The organism is Cyclobacterium salsum, from assembly GCF_010119245.1.
Taxonomy (GTDB): Bacteria; Bacteroidota; Bacteroidia; order Cytophagales; family Cyclobacteriaceae; genus Cyclobacterium; species Cyclobacterium salsum.
Genome location: NZ_WNKG01000001.1, coordinates 107,247 through 124,147 on the forward strand (window position 1 = coordinate 107,247; position 16,901 = coordinate 124,147).

At 44.5% G+C, this 16,901-nt stretch carries 14 protein-coding genes; 8 read left to right on the forward strand and 6 right to left on the reverse strand.

Translation table 11 applies throughout. From position 1 onward, the window contains the following. Window positions 1-55: 55 nt before the first annotated feature. The 6 genes from GJS45_RS00365 (at window position 56) to GJS45_RS00390 (ending at window position 7,491) form a co-directional block, all read left to right on the forward strand. Window positions 56-991, forward strand: coding sequence for an RraA family protein (locus GJS45_RS00365; RefSeq protein ID WP_162339469.1), 936 nt, complete (start codon window positions 56-58; stop codon window positions 989-991). 206 nt (window positions 992-1,197) lie between these two features. Next, window positions 1,198-2,346, forward strand: coding sequence for a YncE family protein (locus tag GJS45_RS00370; RefSeq protein ID WP_202928006.1), 1,149 nt, complete (start codon window positions 1,198-1,200; stop codon window positions 2,344-2,346). A 54-nt stretch (window positions 2,347-2,400) separates the two neighbouring features. Then, complete coding sequence (locus GJS45_RS00375; RefSeq protein ID WP_162339470.1) at window positions 2,401-4,287, forward strand: aldolase/citrate lyase/malate synthase family protein; 1,887 nt, start codon at window positions 2,401-2,403, stop codon at window positions 4,285-4,287. 24 nt (window positions 4,288-4,311) lie between these two features. Next, window positions 4,312-6,021, forward strand: a complete 1,710-nt coding sequence (locus GJS45_RS00380; RefSeq protein ID WP_162339471.1) for an L-lactate permease — start codon at window positions 4,312-4,314, stop codon at window positions 6,019-6,021. A 148-nt stretch (window positions 6,022-6,169) separates the two neighbouring features. Then, window positions 6,170-6,784: a hypothetical protein gene (locus GJS45_RS00385; RefSeq protein ID WP_162339472.1), complete on the forward strand. Its 615-nt coding sequence runs from the start codon at window positions 6,170-6,172 to the stop codon at window positions 6,782-6,784. Further along, window positions 6,781-7,491 carry a DUF3307 domain-containing protein gene (locus GJS45_RS00390; RefSeq protein ID WP_162339473.1) on the forward strand — a complete coding sequence of 237 codons (711 nt, stop codon included), beginning with the start codon at window positions 6,781-6,783 and terminating at the stop codon, window positions 7,489-7,491. Before GJS45_RS00385 ends, GJS45_RS00390 begins: the two co-directional genes overlap by 4 nt. Window positions 7,492-7,597: 106 nt before the next feature. On the opposite strand, the gene GJS45_RS00395 is transcribed toward GJS45_RS00390, so the two are convergent. From GJS45_RS00395 to GJS45_RS00415, 5 genes are all read right to left on the reverse strand, one after another. Then, window positions 7,598-10,090, reverse strand: a complete 2,493-nt coding sequence (locus tag GJS45_RS00395) for a zinc-dependent metalloprotease (protein WP_162339474.1) — start codon at window positions 10,088-10,090, stop codon at window positions 7,598-7,600. A 292-nt stretch (window positions 10,091-10,382) separates the two neighbouring features. After that, complete coding sequence (locus tag GJS45_RS00400; protein ID WP_162339475.1) at window positions 10,383-11,552, reverse strand: FAD-dependent oxidoreductase; 1,170 nt, start codon at window positions 11,550-11,552, stop codon at window positions 10,383-10,385. 229 nt (window positions 11,553-11,781) lie between these two features. Then, window positions 11,782-12,642 (reverse strand): 5-oxoprolinase subunit C family protein, encoded by an 861-nt coding sequence (locus GJS45_RS00405; protein WP_162339476.1) that lies wholly within the window; start codon window positions 12,640-12,642, stop codon window positions 11,782-11,784. Continuing rightward, complete coding sequence (locus GJS45_RS00410) at window positions 12,635-13,357, reverse strand: 5-oxoprolinase subunit B family protein (protein WP_162339477.1); 723 nt, start codon at window positions 13,355-13,357, stop codon at window positions 12,635-12,637. Before GJS45_RS00410 ends, GJS45_RS00405 begins: the two co-directional genes overlap by 8 nt. Next, window positions 13,354-14,085, reverse strand: a complete 732-nt coding sequence (locus tag GJS45_RS00415; protein ID WP_162339478.1) for a LamB/YcsF family protein — start codon at window positions 14,083-14,085, stop codon at window positions 13,354-13,356. Before GJS45_RS00415 ends, GJS45_RS00410 begins: the two co-directional genes overlap by 4 nt. Before the next feature lie 139 nt (window positions 14,086-14,224). Here GJS45_RS00415 and GJS45_RS00420 point away from each other — a divergent pair, with 139 nt between their 5' ends. After that, on the forward strand, window positions 14,225-14,785 hold the full coding sequence (locus GJS45_RS00420; RefSeq protein ID WP_162339479.1) for a DUF4136 domain-containing protein: 561 nt from the start codon (window positions 14,225-14,227) through the stop codon (window positions 14,783-14,785). A 14-nt stretch (window positions 14,786-14,799) separates the two neighbouring features. Here GJS45_RS00420 and GJS45_RS00425 read toward each other — a convergent pair whose 3' ends face one another. Continuing rightward, window positions 14,800-15,387, reverse strand: coding sequence for a Maf family nucleotide pyrophosphatase (locus GJS45_RS00425; protein ID WP_162339480.1), 588 nt, complete (start codon window positions 15,385-15,387; stop codon window positions 14,800-14,802). Between the two features lie 247 nt (window positions 15,388-15,634). Between GJS45_RS00425 and GJS45_RS00430 the strand changes: the two genes are divergently transcribed. After that, on the forward strand, window positions 15,635-16,885 hold the full coding sequence (locus GJS45_RS00430; protein ID WP_162339481.1) for an aminotransferase class I/II-fold pyridoxal phosphate-dependent enzyme: 1,251 nt from the start codon (window positions 15,635-15,637) through the stop codon (window positions 16,883-16,885). The last annotated feature ends 16 nt before the right edge of the window (window positions 16,886-16,901 follow it).

Here is a 16,901-nt window from a genome sequence, read left to right on the forward strand (position 1 = left end):
TGTTTTATTACGTTCTTTTCCACAACTTGAATTTAAAAAACCAATTAAATCGAAAATGATGAAGAAAATAGCACTTATTTGTTTCGTATGCCTCCTGATTTGTAGCCTTCAGGGATATTCGCAACAAGTTACACCTACACCGGAACAAATCCAGGCGTTAACCTCGGAATGGGACGGGGAGCGCTTTCCGGACGGAAGGCCTAGAATTTCCGATGAATTGCTCGAAAGGTTGAAAGCAATCTCCGTGGAAGAAGCCTGGGGAATTCTTCGAAACAAAGGGTATAACAACCAATTTGAAAACGACTGGATTATCTTGCATGAAGATGAAGTCATGACAGGGAGGGCAGTTACCGCCCAGTACATGCCCTTCCGGGAAGACGTAGATAACCTGGTGAAGGAAATAGGTAAGGAGGAAGGCCGTGCCCAATCAGGCGGGACCAATTCCTGGCCCATTGATGCCCTTGTAGATGGAGACGTTTATGTAGCAGACGGATATGGGAAAATTGTCGATGGAACATTGATCGGGGATAACCTGGGAAATGCCATTTATGCCAATTCAAAAAACGGCGTGATTTTTAACGGGTCGGTCCGGGATATGGCAGGATTGAGTGAAATTGAGGGGTTTAATCTTTGGGTTAAGGGTCATGATCCTTCCTATATTCAGGAAATGATGCTAAGTACCATCAATTACCCGATCCGTCTGGGTAGGGCTACTGTTTTGCCAGGAGATGCTGTCCTTGCCAACAAATGGGGAGTTATTTTTATTCCTGCACACCTGGTTTCTGAATTGGTGATCAATGCTGAATTTACAGGGTTAAGAGATCAGTTTGGCCATCAACGATTGCGGGAGCAGAAGTATACAGCCGGAGAAATTGACAGCCGATGGAGTGATACCATTAAGGAGGATTTCCTTGATTGGCTTCAGAATAAGCAGGACCTGCCCATGAGTAGGGAGGAATTGGATGCTTATTTGAAGGATAGAAACTGGTAAACTGATTTTCTAAGGCTTATTCCGGGATACGGTAACTAATAGGTAAGATCTATCAGCCCCCAGCTACCAGGATAGGCTTTTGGGAATAAATGTCAGGGCCAAATAGATAAAACAGGGGTTTTCTTGTGTGAGAATCCCTGTTTTTTTATGGATACTTATTTCAATTTAATTATCTTGGATTTCTTTTTGATTAAACCAGACCCAAAATGCCCATGAACCGTCGAAAGCTATTCTTCCGCATTACCTTGAGTTTGTTAGTTATTTTCTGCGGGTTGTCACCATCTTTTTCCTTCACAATTTTGGGCGAAAAGAACGAAACGCTGGAAAAGCCCAAAAAATACTTGTATGTAGCGGTACCGGGAATAAGGAATTACCTGGGATATGGGGGGCATGGTATATTGGTATTTGATATGGAAGCGGAGCACCGTTTTGTCAAAAGAATTCCCATGCAGGGTTTTTCTTCCAACGGAAAGCCTTCCAATGTAAAGGGAATAGATGTCAGCATACCACTGAACAGTTTGTTTGTTAGCACCCTGGAAGGTGTACAGCGACTAGACCTGAAAACCGAAAAAATTGTTTGGGAAATTGCTTATGAAGGCGGCGCGGACCGCATGTCCATTTCCCCGGACGGATTGACCATGTATTTGCCCTCCCTGGAGAAAGATTTTTGGAATGTAGTCAACTGTGAAACGGGTGAAATTATCACGACCATTCAGGTATATGACCGGGCGCACAATACCATTTATGGTCCCTCTGGTAAATTTGCCTACATGGCGGATATAAGTTCTCCCTTTCTTCATATAGCAGATACCCGGACACATACCGTAACTAAAAAAATTGGCCCTTTCTCCCATGGCATCCGTCCATTTACGATTAACAGCGATGAATCCCTGGTTTTCGTCAACGTAAACGAGCTGCTAGGTTTTGAGGTGGCTGACCTGAATACAGGAAAGGTAAAGGCTGCCATTCAAGTGGAGGGCTGGGATAAGGGTCCGGTCAGGCGCCATGGAAATCCCAGCCATGGCATAGGCCTGACACCGGATGAGAAAGAAATATGGATCAGCGATGGACACAACATGAGAATGCATGTCTTTCAGGCCTTTCCACCTTACCAGCAACTGACCACCATACCGCTTCAGGACATGCCGGGATGGGTCACTTTCAGTTTAGATGGCCGCTATGCGTATCCTTCCAGTGGGGAGGTGATCGATGTAGCCAGCCGAAAAACCCTTCACCTGCTTCAGGACGAACATCAGAATTATGTGGCGAGCGAAAAAATGATCGAGTTGCATGTAGCAGATGGAACTGTCGTGGCGGCAGGAAATCAATTCGGACTGGGACGAAAAAACCAATAAATAGAACCTAAATAGAAATCATATAACCTCAATCAACGCTTTTTAAAAACAATTATGAGCAACGCTGAAATTAGTATTCGGGATAACCTAAAAGAAACGTATGATGATGTTTACACCAAAGAAGTTTTGGAAGCACTACATGTGCTGGCTCCTTTTAACCAGGAAGTGAAAAAGCTAATGGACATTCGGCTACGTAGAAGAAATGAGCGTGCCCAAAAAGGTAAACGAATTGATTTTTTAAATCCCGACACCAATATTCCCGGAACCGACCTAAAAGTGAAAGATGCCAGGGACGGGAATTTTGAAGGGGCTGTTATTCCAAACGACCTTCAGCGGCAATGGATACAGGGAACCGGACCCGGAGCCAAGCCCAATGCAGCGCTGGAAAGCAGCATTCGCAACGTGGCCTATGCACTCTTATCGGGCGCAGACGGTTGGATGTTTGATGGGGAAGATGCCCTTGGGCAAGTGACTACTATGTCCCTGGACAATCAGCGCAACCTTAAATTGGCCATTCACGATTCACCGGTGTTTCTGGAGGTTGCCGAGAAGGTAGCCTCTCAAATGAACAGTTGGAGTGAGGGCTTCTTCGGTGAGGAAAAAATTTCTAATTGGCGGGAGCAGTTAAAATTTACCACAAAAATTTTCCGGGCAAGGGGCCTTCACCTGGATGACAGGCATTTGCGGCTTTCAGATGGATCTTCCTTTTCAGCGTCTATTGCTGACCTTACTTTGTATGTAACTAATAACTACCGGGCCTTGATGGATGCAGGCTCTTCGGTGGTGCTTTATTTGCCCAAGATTCAAACGGCTGAAGAGGCCGGGCTTTGGAATAAAATGATCAGCGCCCTTGAAACCCATTTGGGATTGCCTGTGGGAACTGTCAAAGTATACGTACTGGTAGAGCAATTGGAAGCGACGTTCCAATTGATGGAAATTAGGGCAGTGCTTGGGAAGCATTTTATAGGATATAATACCGGGCGCTGGGATTACATCAATAGCGTTTCGGATGCCCTTTTTTGGGACAAGGATTTTATCAACCCCAACATTGAATCCATAGGTATGACCTATGGTTACATGAAAAATTATGAGGACAGGGTGCGTAGGGCAGTAAATACCCCGGATGCATTTGGGAATTTTGCGCTTTGGCAAGGAGGAATGGAGCCAAACATTCCGGTAGGATCGGAAGAGGGGGTTCGCTCCAGCATGGAAAAAGCACTGGCTGGAGCTGAACGGGAACAACGGGAAGGGGCCAGTGGGAAATGGGTGGCCCATTGGAAAATGGTGCATATCGTCCGACCGGTTTGGGAAAAGACGGGTACCCCCAACCAAATGGGGAGGCAATTTCCAACCCTGAGCTATGAGCCCGAAGATGCAGCAGGACTGATCCTGCTGGAAGAAGCTCCCAGAACCATTCGGGGTGCAAGAAACCTACTGAGTGTAGGCTTGCAATACGGGAATGCTTTCGGTCAGGGAATGCAGGCGGCTGCATTAAAGCCTGCAGACTTTTTTGGGAATGACGATGTGTTGTACCTCATGGAGGACATGGCCACGGGTGAAATCCGCCTTAGTATACTTTGGGAGTGGTTGCATAAAGAGGCAGTGATCACCGAAGATGATCCCGAATCAGGAGTTCAGAAAGGGGATGTTTTCACCTTGGAACTGTTTCATAAATTACTTGAGGAGGAGTATGATAAATTATTGAAAGCCAATGATAAAGATGTTTACAATTCATCCAAAACTTCCACCTTGCCCATAGCCAAAAGGATTGTGGAGGTATACGTTACGGAGACTACGAAGATCCCTTGGTTTATAGACCTGTTAAATATTAACCTCAATAATTTTGATCTTAAAGAAGCGGAAAAGAGAATCAGCCAGTATGTCAAAAGGCTAAAAGAAAAAGGTCAGCGAATTACCGAAAACATGGATTTTACAGTCTAACTTCCTATATCAACCTTTCCTGCCATGTCTTCCGATCTGATGTTTCTTCTTGCGATATGCCCCATTTTGATTGCGGGGCTAATGCTGGTAGGTTTTAGACTTCCTGCCAGAACTACGCTGCCCATTACGTTTTTTCTAACGGTGATCGTGGCCTTTGTTTTCTGGGAAATGACCGTTAGGACCATCCTGGCATCCGTGCTGCAGAGTTTCTTTATTACGTTTGACATTCTCTACATTGTTTTTTCTGCCATCCTACTGCTTCACTTTCTCAAATACTCCGGGGGAGTGGATACAATCCGAAGTGGATTTCAGGGAATTAGTGGAGATAAAAGGGTACAGGTTATCATTATTGTCTGGCTATTTGGTTCCTTTATTGAAGGGTCAGCCGGATTCGGAACGCCGGCAGCCATTGTTGCACCCTTGCTGGTGGCTTTGGGGTTTCCGGCGCTGGCCGCGGTGATTTTGGGAATGATGGTGCAAAGCACGGCCGTAACCTTCGGCGCCGTAGGAACGCCAATTCTTGTGGGAGTTAGAGGAGGTCTGGAAAATCCGGATTTGATGGCAAGATTGGATCTTCTGGGTTGGGAGTTTTCGGAAGTATTGCTTGCCGTGACGGCCAATGCCGCCATTATTCATGCATTGGTGGGGACACTGATGCCGTTTTTGATGGTGTTGATGCTCTGCAGGTTCTTTGGAAAAAACAGGTCCTGGAAAGATGGGTTTCAGCTTTTCCCTTTTTCTTTGTTTGCGGGTTTGGCTTTTACCTTACCCTATTTGTTGACCGGGCTCTATCTGGGCCCCGAATTTCCTTCCCTGATTGGTTCGCTTCTTGGTTTGGCCGTGGTGGTTACGGCAGCAAAGCGGGGATTCTTAATGCCCCAAAAGCCCTGGGATATCGAACCGGAAGCTACCTGGCCGGAAGCCTGGAAAGGAACTTTGAATATCTCAACCAGCAAATTGGATTCTCCCTTAGCCGGAGAACGGATATCCTTTGTAAAGGCCTGGATGCCCTATCTTTTACTTGCCGGTTTGCTGGTCCTCAGTCGCCTACCACAACTGCCGTTTAAAGAATGGTTGAATCGCTTTTCGATCGGAATGGAAGGGATTCTGGGAACCGGGATTGCTGCCAGTAGTACCCCGCTGTACCTACCGGGGACCCTGCTTTTATTCGTTTGTCTCATTACCTATTTCCTTCATGCGATGAATGGATCCATGGTTCGATCAGCTTTTGCCGATAGTGGCCGGATGATAGTCAAGGCAGGCGTTGTGTTGCTCTTTGCCGTAGCCATGGTTCGGGTTTATATTAATTCGGGAGAAAATATTTCCGGCCTTACCAGTATGCCTATTTTAATGGCTGCGTGGACAGCCGACAAAGTCGGGATGATCTATCCCTTTTTCGCCCCTATGATTGGTGCTTTGGGTGCCTTTATTGCCGGAAGTAATACGGTGAGTAACCTGATGTTTAGCCTTTTTCAATATGGGGTGGCAGATAATTTGGGAATGGCACCTACCTGGATTTTGGCCCTGCAGGCGGTAGGAGCTGCCGCTGGCAACATGATTGCCATTCACAATGTAGTAGCTGCCTCTGCTACCGTAGGGCTATTAGGGAAGGAGGGGAGTGTCTTGAGAAAAACCATTTTCCCGACCCTTTATTACCTGATCTTTACCGGTTTGATCGGGCTGGTACTTATTGGCCTAGTTGGGGTGGTAGATCGTTTTCTAATGAATATTTGAATAATATCACCTTTTTTAATGATAAATTTGATTATCATCTAAAAGCATGATATATTTAAATATCATTCATATACATGATATTAAGACAGATCAACTAAGAGCGTGATAGATTTACCTTTCGTTTGAACCGAAATAGAAGCAACCGCCTATGATGGCCATTATAACAGGAGATATACAGGGTTCCAGAAAAGTGTCGCCAAAAAAATGGATGAAGTCTTTAAAAGAAGAACTGGATTTCTGGGGCAAAGCTGGGGAACACTGGGAAATATACCGGGGAGACAGTTTTCAGTTAAAGATTGAAAACCCTGAGGAACTTCTTCTGGCTACCATTCGGTTGAAGGCAGCAATCAAATCCATCGACCCGTTGGATTGCCGGATGGGACTGGGAATAGGAACGGAGGATTACAGGTCCACGCGTCTATTGGAAAGTAACGGAACTGCCTATGTTCATTCTGGAGATGCCTTTGACCTGTTAGCTGAGCTGCACCAGAGTCTACTGTTGAAAACCTCCCACACAGATTTTGATGAAGAAATAAATCTAATGTTAAAAATGAGCCTTGCGGTGATGGACAACTGGACGTACAATTCTGCCAGAATGGTGTACCTGGCATTGACCTATCCCGAAAAATCCCAAACTCAACTGGGGGGAATGGAAGGGATAAGCCAACATGCAGTAAGTGCTCGTTTATCCCGGGCGCATTTTGAGTTAACCCAATCCTTTTTGGCTTATTTTCCAAAACGACTGAAGAAAAGTCTGTTATGATCCTGTTGACAAAGTTAATTTTAGCTCATTTGTTAGGTGATTTTTTGTTACAGCCAAATTCATGGGTAAGGGCAAAGGAAATCAAAAAACTTCGGGCCATTCAGCTGTACCTGCACCTCCTGTTACATGGGGTCCTGATGCTGTTGTTAGTAGCCGATCTTGAATTTTGGCCTTATTTACTGGCTGTTGTACTGAGTCATGGAATCATTGACCTGGTAAAAATCCAAGCACAAAAGCCCACTACCCGACGGTATTGGTTTTTTGTCGATCAGGCTGCACACCTGACTATCCTGGTATTGGCTGTTGGTTTGTACGATCCCTCTCTGATTCCGGAGGTCTCCTTTTCGGAAAAATACTGGTTATTGATTACCCTAGGTGTATTTTTAACCTTGCCTTCCTCGGTGATTATCCAAACCATCATATCAAAATGGACCCCTTTATCAGAGGATTCCGGAAGCTCTTTAGATAAGGCTGGTCAGTACATCGGCATTTTGGAACGCCTGTTTGTTTTTGCTTTTATATTATCCGGGAGGTGGGAGGCGATTGGCTTTTTAGTGGCAGCCAAATCGGTATTTCGGTTTGGGGACCTGCGTCAATCCAGGGATAGAAAATTGACGGAATACATCCTGATCGGAACCCTGATAAGTTTTGGACTGGCCATCGTATGTGGCCTCTTGTACGAACAATTTCAACGGGTTGTTCTATAAAATTAACCGATTGACAAAAAAAAGGAGGAGGTAACCTACCTCCTCTTTTCCTTTCCAACTTATTGTAGATAAAAAAATTAACCCTAGTTAATACCTGAAAACAGATTTAGTAATAGAAGCAGGAGGACATTCCATTTGCCTCCATTTGTCCGATGGGTGCTCCCGCAGGAGCTGGTAAGGGTTCCAGAATCGTGATTTTATCCTCCGGATTTAATTTAAATTTTTCCAATTGATCCAGGCAATAATCCAGATGAGCCTTTTGCGCAAAATCCCTGGTACGCTGCTCCAGTATCCAGTCCTTTAATTCCTCTGTTTTGGCTAAAGCAATGGCGCTCACTTGTGAGCTGCCTGCAGGTTGTGTGGCTAATTCCATTAAATGTTGAAGTATCAATTTGTCTACCGAACGCTTGATCTCTGCCTGATAGCTTGTTCCGGCCGTGGTTTTCCAGGTAGCTTCCAATATAAGATCAAGGTATTCTTCCAATCGAAGTTGATTATTATCCAGGGCGCTTTGACTTATCAGGCGGGATGCTCTCTCCGGATGAAAGAGAAAGGATAAGGTGTGATGGGCAGCAATTTCTGCAGGGGCGATGGGATCGAATACCAGACCTGTATGTCTTTTAAAAACTTCTCTCGAATCCGGATTATAGCCAAAAGGCCTTGGAGGAAGTTGCTCCAGAATTGCCACCGGGAGGGTTAGGGTGGAGGGTTCCAACGTGCGAAGCAATTGATTCAGGGCCTCCAATTGCTTGTCGCGAGGGACTACCTGCTGGTCTTCCATAGAATCTCCTTTCAAAGCATACCCATACCTAACCCCTCCGATTACTTTTGCGGCAGCCTCTACCTGGTATCGGTGTAGAAGATAGAGGGGAACCAACAGCTCTTCGAGTTTGGCCAGGGGCGTTCCTGTAGGAATGTTTTTTGGTCCAAAATCTTCCAGGGCAATTTTTCGAATTTCCAGGGTGTTTTGTAGTTCCTCAACCGGGTCGTTTCCATTGTCCCATAGGTGCGTTTCCGGATGAGCCGATCCAGCCGGCCTCGCATCCTGGTCAGAGAGAAAATCCAACCCTTCTTCCCGATACTCCCGGACCCATTGGTCAAAAGCTTTCTGCTCATCCATGCCGGTGGGAATGGTGCTGTAGGCCATTTTAATTGCCGCAATATCCCAGCTTCCGATGCCTTCGGCATAGGCATTTGAAAGATCAATGACACCGTTATTTAGTGAAAGGGTGGGGTGAGGGTAATCCATTACCGACGTCCTTCCTTTGGCACTGGCGATGTAATTATGGGGCAATCCCAACGTATGGCCCACTTCATGAGCAGCTAACTGTCTCATCCGGGCCAATGCCAGATCCATCATCACTTCATTATCAGGGTTGGTGGTATCGAAATTTCCAGCCAGTGCCTGTGCGATCAGGTAATCCTGGCGTACCCGTAAAGAACCCAGGGTGACCTTTCCTTTTATGATTTCTCCGGTTCGGGGATCCGTCACTCCGCCACCATAGGACCAACCTCTGCTAGATCGGTGGACCCATTGCACCAGATGGTACCTGACATCCATTGGATCGGCATCTTCAGGAAGTAATTTGACCTGAAAGGCATCCTTGAATCCGGCAGCTTCAAAGGCTTCAGCCCACCAGGCCGTTCCGTCCATTAATGCGGTACGAATGGGCTCAGGGGTGCCGGGATCTATGTAGTAAACAATGGGATGCTCTACCTCACTAATGGCTGCCTCCGGATTTCTTTTCACCAGACGATGTCTTCGAAGGATCCTTTTTTCAAGGTTCTGGTCCACGGGTGTTGAATAATCGTAATAACTGAGACCATTCACCCCGGCCCTGGGGTCAAAAGTCCGGATTTCAAAACCAGGATCCGGCAAAGCCACAAAGGAATGGTGGATATGTAACTGGATGGCGTTGGGATCCGGAACGATTTGCCGTATAAAATTTCCAGGTTGGTCCCCGGTAAAGGTGACGCTCGCCTCAATTTCGGTGTTTTTTGGAAAACTTTTAGTGTTTGGCCTGTAAAGGGCCGATCGGGAAGGATCTATTTTATAGGTGCCCTGTCCCGAACGTTTGATGGCGCCTGCTGCCTGAATGGCATCCTGTAAAAAGAAATCCGTGCCATCTACCAGTATCCGGTTAGTATCCTTAGCCGTTATTTTGAATCCCCACAATACGGAGGAGGCAAATGATTCTTTTACAGCTTGCTTTTCCATGGGGTTGGATGAAGAAGCCCTGTACTTATAATTTTCGGCTTGCATCAGCAGTTTATCTCCCACAGGAACAAACCGGATGACATGCGCTCCGGCTACTCTTCCTCTATCAAGCCCAATATCATTAGAGCCGAGTCCGGAAGCCAGAGACGGGTAGTAAAGTAATTCTTGTTCATCATTGGGAATGGCCATCCATACTTTCCCTTTCTCAGAATCCCAGTAAAGGTCAATTAAACCCGGCATTTTCTCCATCTCCCGGGTTATTTCGGAGAGGGTGGACGAGTCTTCGCTTTGGCGCACCGTGCCCTGAGCATGCAGTGCCTGGAGTTGCGAAAAGAAGCAAAACAGTAGTCCAACGAGTAGTGGATTTTTTAATACGATCATTTCATTTAGGGTTAGTCAGCTATAAAAATAAAAGTTGTAATTCCAAAATAGCAATTACCCCGATGAAATCTCTGTGAAAGTGAATGCGTCTTGAGCGTCGCAGGTATTCCAAAATAACCCTACTCTTTTGTTTAAAAATAAAATAGGTGGTAATGGCTTCATTACCAACACTCGCAGACTTAAAAAATGGTTTTTCAATAAATTTTTCATAGATTTGAAATGAATTAGTTGTTAGTGGCTAAGTTCAATCTGAGGAAGCTCCGGGCCCCAACCTGGGGTTTCCTCTCTTTTTTTACCCCTTAAGTCTTTCCATCATCGCTTCAACGGTTGATAGAAATTTATCTTTAACGGCCGGATCAGGACGGGTATCCCAATTACCTTCAATGTGATTCCCGCCTAACATGATGCCATCCCTTCTTGGAATGACATACACCCCGGACATATTTGCCCTGTAGTTTAATTCCGGTTGGGGAATGAGGAAACATAACTGACCCGAAACCGGAAGCATGTCTTCATCGCCAAATAGTTTCATGGATCCCAGTCCGGTGCAGTTTACGATGCATTTTTCCGGCAAGGAATCGACGTCTTCTATCCGGTTAAATTCTTTTATTTCAAGTTTTCCTCCTGTTAGTAAAAAATCATTGGAGAGCATTTTCAAGTAGGAAGGAATATTGAAAATGGTAGTAGGGTTTTTCGTGACATTTTTGAATCTAAATGGATTTTCCCTTCGGGATAGTGCTTCTCCTTTCGGATAAAAATCCATTTCTTCTGTTATCAGCCCGTCCTTAAGGCGAGGAACAGCTGGCTTGTCCTGCGTATTAGTACGATTACCTGTTCTAATACTGTAATTATCCATCCAGTCTACCACCTGATTCAATCCCAGCATCCGCTGATAGGTGTAATAAGAATGGTAATAGGCCCTTTGGAATTTCTCTCGGAATTCTTCAGTAATTTTATCGTTGTCAATTAACTTATGCGAAGGAGACCAGGTGCCGGTTGCCATGGCAGAGGTCACGTTTGGGTAGACATCTTTGGTGTAAATGGTTACCTGGTAGCCCTTTTTTTGTAGTGTTCTGGCTGTGGAAAGTCCCAATACCCCACAACCCATTACCCCGATTTTTTTTAAATCGGGATCTTTAGGGACTAATTCACAGGCAAGCATGGCGGAACCCCAGGATAAGGACCACCCGCTTCCACCATGTCCATAATTGTGGATCAGTAATTTATTTCCTAGTTCCTGTGCTTCTATTCTGGGACCAGATCGGCGAAAAGGCCTCAAACCAACGCTCTCTTTTATTACCCGCGAAGAGGAAACTTTTACCTCCGGCAATCGTAGTTTCTTCAGGATTTCAAAGTTGCCTTTATTGACCAGGGGGGCTGCCGCCATACTATTGCTGAAACAGCTTGCTCCCAGGGCAACAAGCCCCACTTTTCGGATAAAATCCCTTCTTGGCTCAATCATTTCAATGTGGTTAAAGTGGTAATCGGATTCGGTTGAAATGGGCTTATTGAAATGTTGCTGAGTTGGCTGGGTTGAATTTCATATCAATATTATCAAATAAATAAATAAAAATCAAAATTAAGGGTAATATTTTAATCCTATAAATGATTTTCATCATTAATTTTTAAAAAATAGGATATTAAAAAATCCAAATTTCGACGAAGTATTCCTTTACTTACGGTTAAAAACCTCATTCCGGCAAGTCAATCAACTGAAACCGGAGTTTTTCACCAGGCCTTAATTGGGAAAGGGTTCCTATTGCCCGCTGTGGTAGCTGTAATACCCGGTGGTAACCACCTGTTACCTGAGCATCCAACATCAATACAATTAATTTACCAGCGGAGGTTACTTGAACTGTACCTGGGTAAACAGGGGTCGTTATCATTTCTTGTAGTGAATGCTTGATTTTTTCTTCCAGATGGATCCCCATCCGGTTTTGCTCCCTAGAGAGGGTGAAGGTGCCGGTTTTTAACCGGTTTTGTTGATCGGGTGAAAGCAGGGGAAACGATGGTCCCTTATAGGCAGGTAGGTCGTTGAAATTGGTGAATACGCTTGATTTTACCTTTGCATGCAAAAGTGGTAGGCTTTTTTCGGCAACCTGATAATGAACTTCCTCCCCGGAATTTATCCTGCTCTTTTCCGTTATTCCTGGATAAAAGCTTTGGCTACCCATAATGTTTTCGGAAAGAAAAGATCCATTGATCGCCAGGTAGGCCCATTGGCCATTTTTAAAACCGGATAGGGTCAGTTTTTCTGCTTTCGGCACCTGTATGATTTCATTGGTGAGATAGGATTTGTTTCCGCAGCTAATTTCGACAGAGGCTCCGGTTAGAACCACCTGGCAGGCGGTGTCAAAGACCATTTCCAGATTACCCATATAGATCTCCAGGCAAGCATCAGCAGGGGCCTTTCGCATTAAATGATTGGCAAGTAAAAAGGATTTTTTGTCCATCGGTCCCGACAGGGGCACACCTAATCCAGTATAAACAGGCCTACCCAGATCCTGAATGGTGGTCAGAACACCTGGTTTTTCTACTATTAGCTTAGCCATTTTCCTCCCATTTTTTCCAGGAAAAATTTTCTTTTTGCGTTAACTGGTTAAAACGGGATAGGGAAATGGATTCGAATTGGATGGCATCTCCCGGACGAAACGGAACCCTTAACTCACCTTTACCAAAAAAGGGGATGGGCGTTTTGCCAACTACGTACCACCCACCGGGACTATCCATGGGGTAAACGCCCGTTTGACTTCCCCCGATGGCTACCGAACCGCAAGGGATTTTTCGATCGGGAATGGCCTTTCTTGGAATATGAAGTCGCTCTACCAGGCCCCCCAGGTACATAAATCCCGGTAAAAAACCGTAGAAATACAAGCGGTAGCTATTTTCTGTGTGCATCTCTACAAAATCGCCCCATTCAATGGACTTCTTATCAAGGTAGCATTTGAGTGCTGGAACCAACTTTAAGTCGTAGCAAACTGGTAGTTTCCAGGTCCTGAATTCCGAAGGATTATATCCGGATTGAAGGGTTTCTCTCAGAACGGCATACAACTCGCTGATACAGGGTGCTAAATCTTGTCCCTCTATTAACACTATCCCCAAGACTTGATACCCATGATACATGCGATGGATTTTACCGGGCCATTTTTCATTTAAATAGTGCTTAGTAGTCAAAATCTCAAATAAAATAGGTTCACTGATTTTTTCTGGCCAGTGTATTTCCAGGATTTCGGGACTGATGGGAATAATCTGAACGGGATGATTCATAGATTTTTGGTTTCGCTAATTTTTCGGGCTACTAACGTTACTATTTCCACTGCCAACGGATGATCTCCATGTACACAGATCGTGTCTGCTTTGATGGGCAAGCAGCTTCCATCCCATGTCTTTACCTGCTGTCCTGCCAGAAAAAGGGAAACTTGTTGCTCAATTTCGGATAAAGTCATCAAAACAGCCTTCGGATCCTTCCTGCTCAACAATTGAACGGGGGATTGATAGCCCCGGTCAGCAAAAATTTCGTAGGCAATGGGTACCTTTTTACGTTCGGCAGCCCTGGCAATGGCAGAGCCGAACGGGGCATAAATTTTTTTACCTGGAAATTCCTGCTGTATGAATTGAACCAATTTCTCCGCCAGAATGCCATTGCTAAGGCTTTCCAGGTATAAGGCACCATGAAATTTAATATGGTGCAAGGGTATGCGCCTTTCCTCTGCCGCTCGTTTCACCGCATGAATTTGAGCCGAGAGGCTCTTTTCCAACCTTTCAAAATCAATTGCAAGGGGAGCTCTTCCAAAATTTTCCCTGTCCGGATAGGAGGGATGGGCACCCACTTTTACCAGGTGTTTTTTGGCCAATTTCACCGTTTTACGTATACTCCCTTCGTCACCCGCATGGCCACCACAAGCGATATTGCAACTCCCCAAATAGGGCATGATTAGGTCGTCGTTCTGCATTCCTTCACCCAAATCGCAGTTAATGTCCCAGGCTTTTACCATCACTCAAAAGGATTTATGGATTATTTTTTGGGTTATTATTTCCGTAGCTGTAATACATTAAAAAGGATCATTTTATCCGATTTAGCACAACATTTTTGATTTGATTTTCGTCTTGAAGATAAAAATTAAGGAACAGATTATGAAATTTACGTTCAGTATAGTGATGGTATCCGCTTTGATGTGGATTGCTTCTTGCAGTCCGGTGCGGGTATTTTTGGAGAAAAATGAAGTGGCCAGCATTGAAGGTTATCAAACCTTTTTTGTAATCAATCAATATTATGACAAAGTAGCCTTTGAATCCCCGGTATTGGAGGATAACCTTCAGTACAGGCTTACGGAAGGCATGAAATCCTTTGGTTTTGAGCAGGATATGGAAAAACCGGATTTAATTGTGCGGTATAATACCAACCTAACGGACCGACAGAAAGAGATTAATTCCACACCCATGATGAGTCCTTATTACGGAATGGGCATGTACAATCCCTGGATGATGCCCTATGGATTCGGTAATAGCGGATTTAGGGTGGAAAATTACGATATGGGAGAGCTTGTGGTAGATTTTATCGATACCAGGCAGGATAAAGTGGTGATGCGGATTAGTGCCGTTGGGGAAATCAACAAACCCAAACAAAAAAGCAAAAACCTACAAACCTCTGTGGACAAAATTCTAAAAGAGTTTTCAAAAAAAATTTCCACTTAACCGCTAAAAACGATTCAGTATCGTAAATCATAGGTAGCTTTAAGGTGTTGATAAACCTTGTGCACAGGTAGTCCCATGACCGTATAATAGGAACCTTGGATGCTGCTAATGCCAATTAATCCGATCCAATCCTGGATGCCGTAGCCACCTGCTTTATCAAATGGTTGACATTCTTTAATGTAGTAATTGATTTCGATGTCTTGGAGCGGCGTAAGATCTACTCGCGTACGGTCTGAAAAAACGATTTTATGTTGTAGGTCGCGGATGCACACACCGGTGATTACTTCATGGGTTTTTCCCTGCAGTAGTAGAAGCATTTCCCGGGCCTCTTGCTCGTTGGCTGGCTTATTGAATATTCGGTTTTCATATATAACAGTAGTGTCGGCGGTTATCAAAACTTCCTCATCATACAGATAGGGTAGGTAAGCATCTGCCTTTTTTTCGGCAAGAAATTCAGCCACGACCATTGGATCAAGGCTTTCTGAAAAGGACTCGTCCGCATCCAGGTTTTTGATGGTAAATGAAAAGCCCATTTCGTTCATTAACTGCTGTCTTCTCGGTGATTTTGATGCTAAAACGATTGTTTTGTTTCTAATTTCCATAAGATCTAATGAAAAGCTGAAAGATCGCTTTCCTGTTTTTTTATTATTTAAAAAACAATTTTGGCTTTTTCCCAACAAGCCGGACAAAATTATTAAATCTTATTTGGAATAATCCAGTAAGTGGCTTCAAAAGAAAGAAGAAACCAAAAATCGGTGTAATTTTGCGGAAACCACTTAAAAATAGTAGTTTTGGAGGTTTGAATTCCAGAACGAAAGTTAATAGTTGAACATCAAAAGTATTTGCACATTGGATATATTTGAAAAACTGAACACCAACCTCGGTCCTTTGGGAAAGCATTCCGAGATATCAGAAGGGTACTTCACCTTTCCGAAGCTAGAGGGAGAAATAGCTCCCCGAATGAAATTTAAAGGAAAAGAAGTACTGACTTGGAGTTTGAATAATTATTTGGGGCTGGCCAATCATCCGGAGGTAAGAAAGGCAGATGAAGAGGCTGCCCGAAAATGGGGTGCCGCCTATCCCATGGGTGCCCGAATAATGTCAGGAAGTACTGACTTACATGAAAAGCTGGAAGATGAATTGGCTGAATTTGTAGGAAAGGAAAAGTCCTATTTACTTAATTATGGTTATCAGGGAATCATGAGCGTGATCGATTCACTGATAGATCGCAAGGATGTGATCGTTTATGATGGTGAATGCCATGCCTGCATCATTGATGCCCTTCGAATGCATATGGGCAAGCGTTTTGTATTCCCACATAACGACATGGAAAGCCTGGATAAGCAATTGAAACGCGCGGAAAGGCTTACCAAAGAATCTGGCGGTGGCATTTTGGTCATTACAGAAGGAGTCTTTGGGATGACAGGGGATATGGGGAATCTCAAAGAAATTGTCCAATACAAGGAAAAATACCAGTTTCGTTTATTGGTAGACGATGCGCACGGCTTCGGTACCATGGGAAAGACGGGAGCCGGAAGTGGTGAAGATCAAGGAGTACAAGAGCAAGTAGACCTTTATTTTTCTACGTTCGCCAAATCTATGGCCAGTATTGGCGCATTTATTGCTGGTGATGCTAAGGTCATTCATTATTTGAAATACAACATGCGTTCTCAAATATTTGCCAAAGCTTTGCCGTTAATAATGGTAGAAGGAGGTTTGAAGCGCTTGGAAATACTCAGAACCCGACCAGAACTTAGGGAGAATTTGTGGAAGGTTGTCCATGCCTTACAAGGTGGGCTGAAGGAAAAAGGCTTTAGTATCGGTACGACGAATTCACCCGTAACTCCTGTGGTCCTTAATGGAACGGTGGGAGAGGCGGCTACGCTGAGTAAAGATTTAAGAGAGAATTACAATATTTTCTGCTCAGTAGTGATTTACCCTGTGGTTCCGAAAGGAATGATTATATTGAGGTTAATTCCTACATCAGTGCATACTCTTGAAGATGTGAAGGAAACGATCGCGGCATTTGAAGCCATAAAGGGTAAGTTGAGCAGTGGATTCTATAAGACCACCGAATTGGCAACTTCATTTGGTGAATAAAAGGAGAAAAAACCGC

Excerpts from the sequence above, each read along its gene's own strand:
- GJS45_RS00410 (WP_162339477.1), bottom strand. The coding sequence starts at position 13,357 with ATGAATCATCCCGTTCAGATTATTCCCATCAGTCCCGAAATCCTGGAA.
- GJS45_RS00390 (WP_162339473.1), top strand. The coding sequence starts at position 6,781 with ATGATCCTGTTGACAAAGTTAATTTTAGCTCATTTGTTAGGTGATTTT.
- GJS45_RS00405 (WP_162339476.1), bottom strand. The coding sequence starts at position 12,642 with ATGGCTAAGCTAATAGTAGAAAAACCAGGTGTTCTGACCACCATTCAG.
- GJS45_RS00400 (WP_162339475.1), bottom strand. The coding sequence starts at position 11,552 with ATGATTGAGCCAAGAAGGGATTTTATCCGAAAAGTGGGGCTTGTTGCC.
- GJS45_RS00420 (WP_162339479.1), top strand. The coding sequence starts at position 14,225 with ATGAAATTTACGTTCAGTATAGTGATGGTATCCGCTTTGATGTGGATT.
- GJS45_RS00370 (WP_202928006.1), top strand. The coding sequence starts at position 1,198 with ATGCCCATGAACCGTCGAAAGCTATTCTTCCGCATTACCTTGAGTTTG.
- GJS45_RS00385 (WP_162339472.1), top strand. The coding sequence starts at position 6,170 with ATGATGGCCATTATAACAGGAGATATACAGGGTTCCAGAAAAGTGTCG.
- GJS45_RS00425 (WP_162339480.1), bottom strand. The coding sequence starts at position 15,387 with ATGGAAATTAGAAACAAAACAATCGTTTTAGCATCAAAATCACCGAGA.
- GJS45_RS00395 (WP_162339474.1), bottom strand. The coding sequence starts at position 10,090 with ATGATCGTATTAAAAAATCCACTACTCGTTGGACTACTGTTTTGCTTC.
- GJS45_RS00415 (WP_162339478.1), bottom strand. The coding sequence starts at position 14,085 with ATGGTAAAAGCCTGGGACATTAACTGCGATTTGGGTGAAGGAATGCAG.
- GJS45_RS00375 (WP_162339470.1), top strand. The coding sequence starts at position 2,401 with ATGAGCAACGCTGAAATTAGTATTCGGGATAACCTAAAAGAAACGTAT.
- GJS45_RS00380 (WP_162339471.1), top strand. The coding sequence starts at position 4,312 with ATGTCTTCCGATCTGATGTTTCTTCTTGCGATATGCCCCATTTTGATT.
- GJS45_RS00365 (WP_162339469.1), top strand. The coding sequence starts at position 56 with ATGATGAAGAAAATAGCACTTATTTGTTTCGTATGCCTCCTGATTTGT.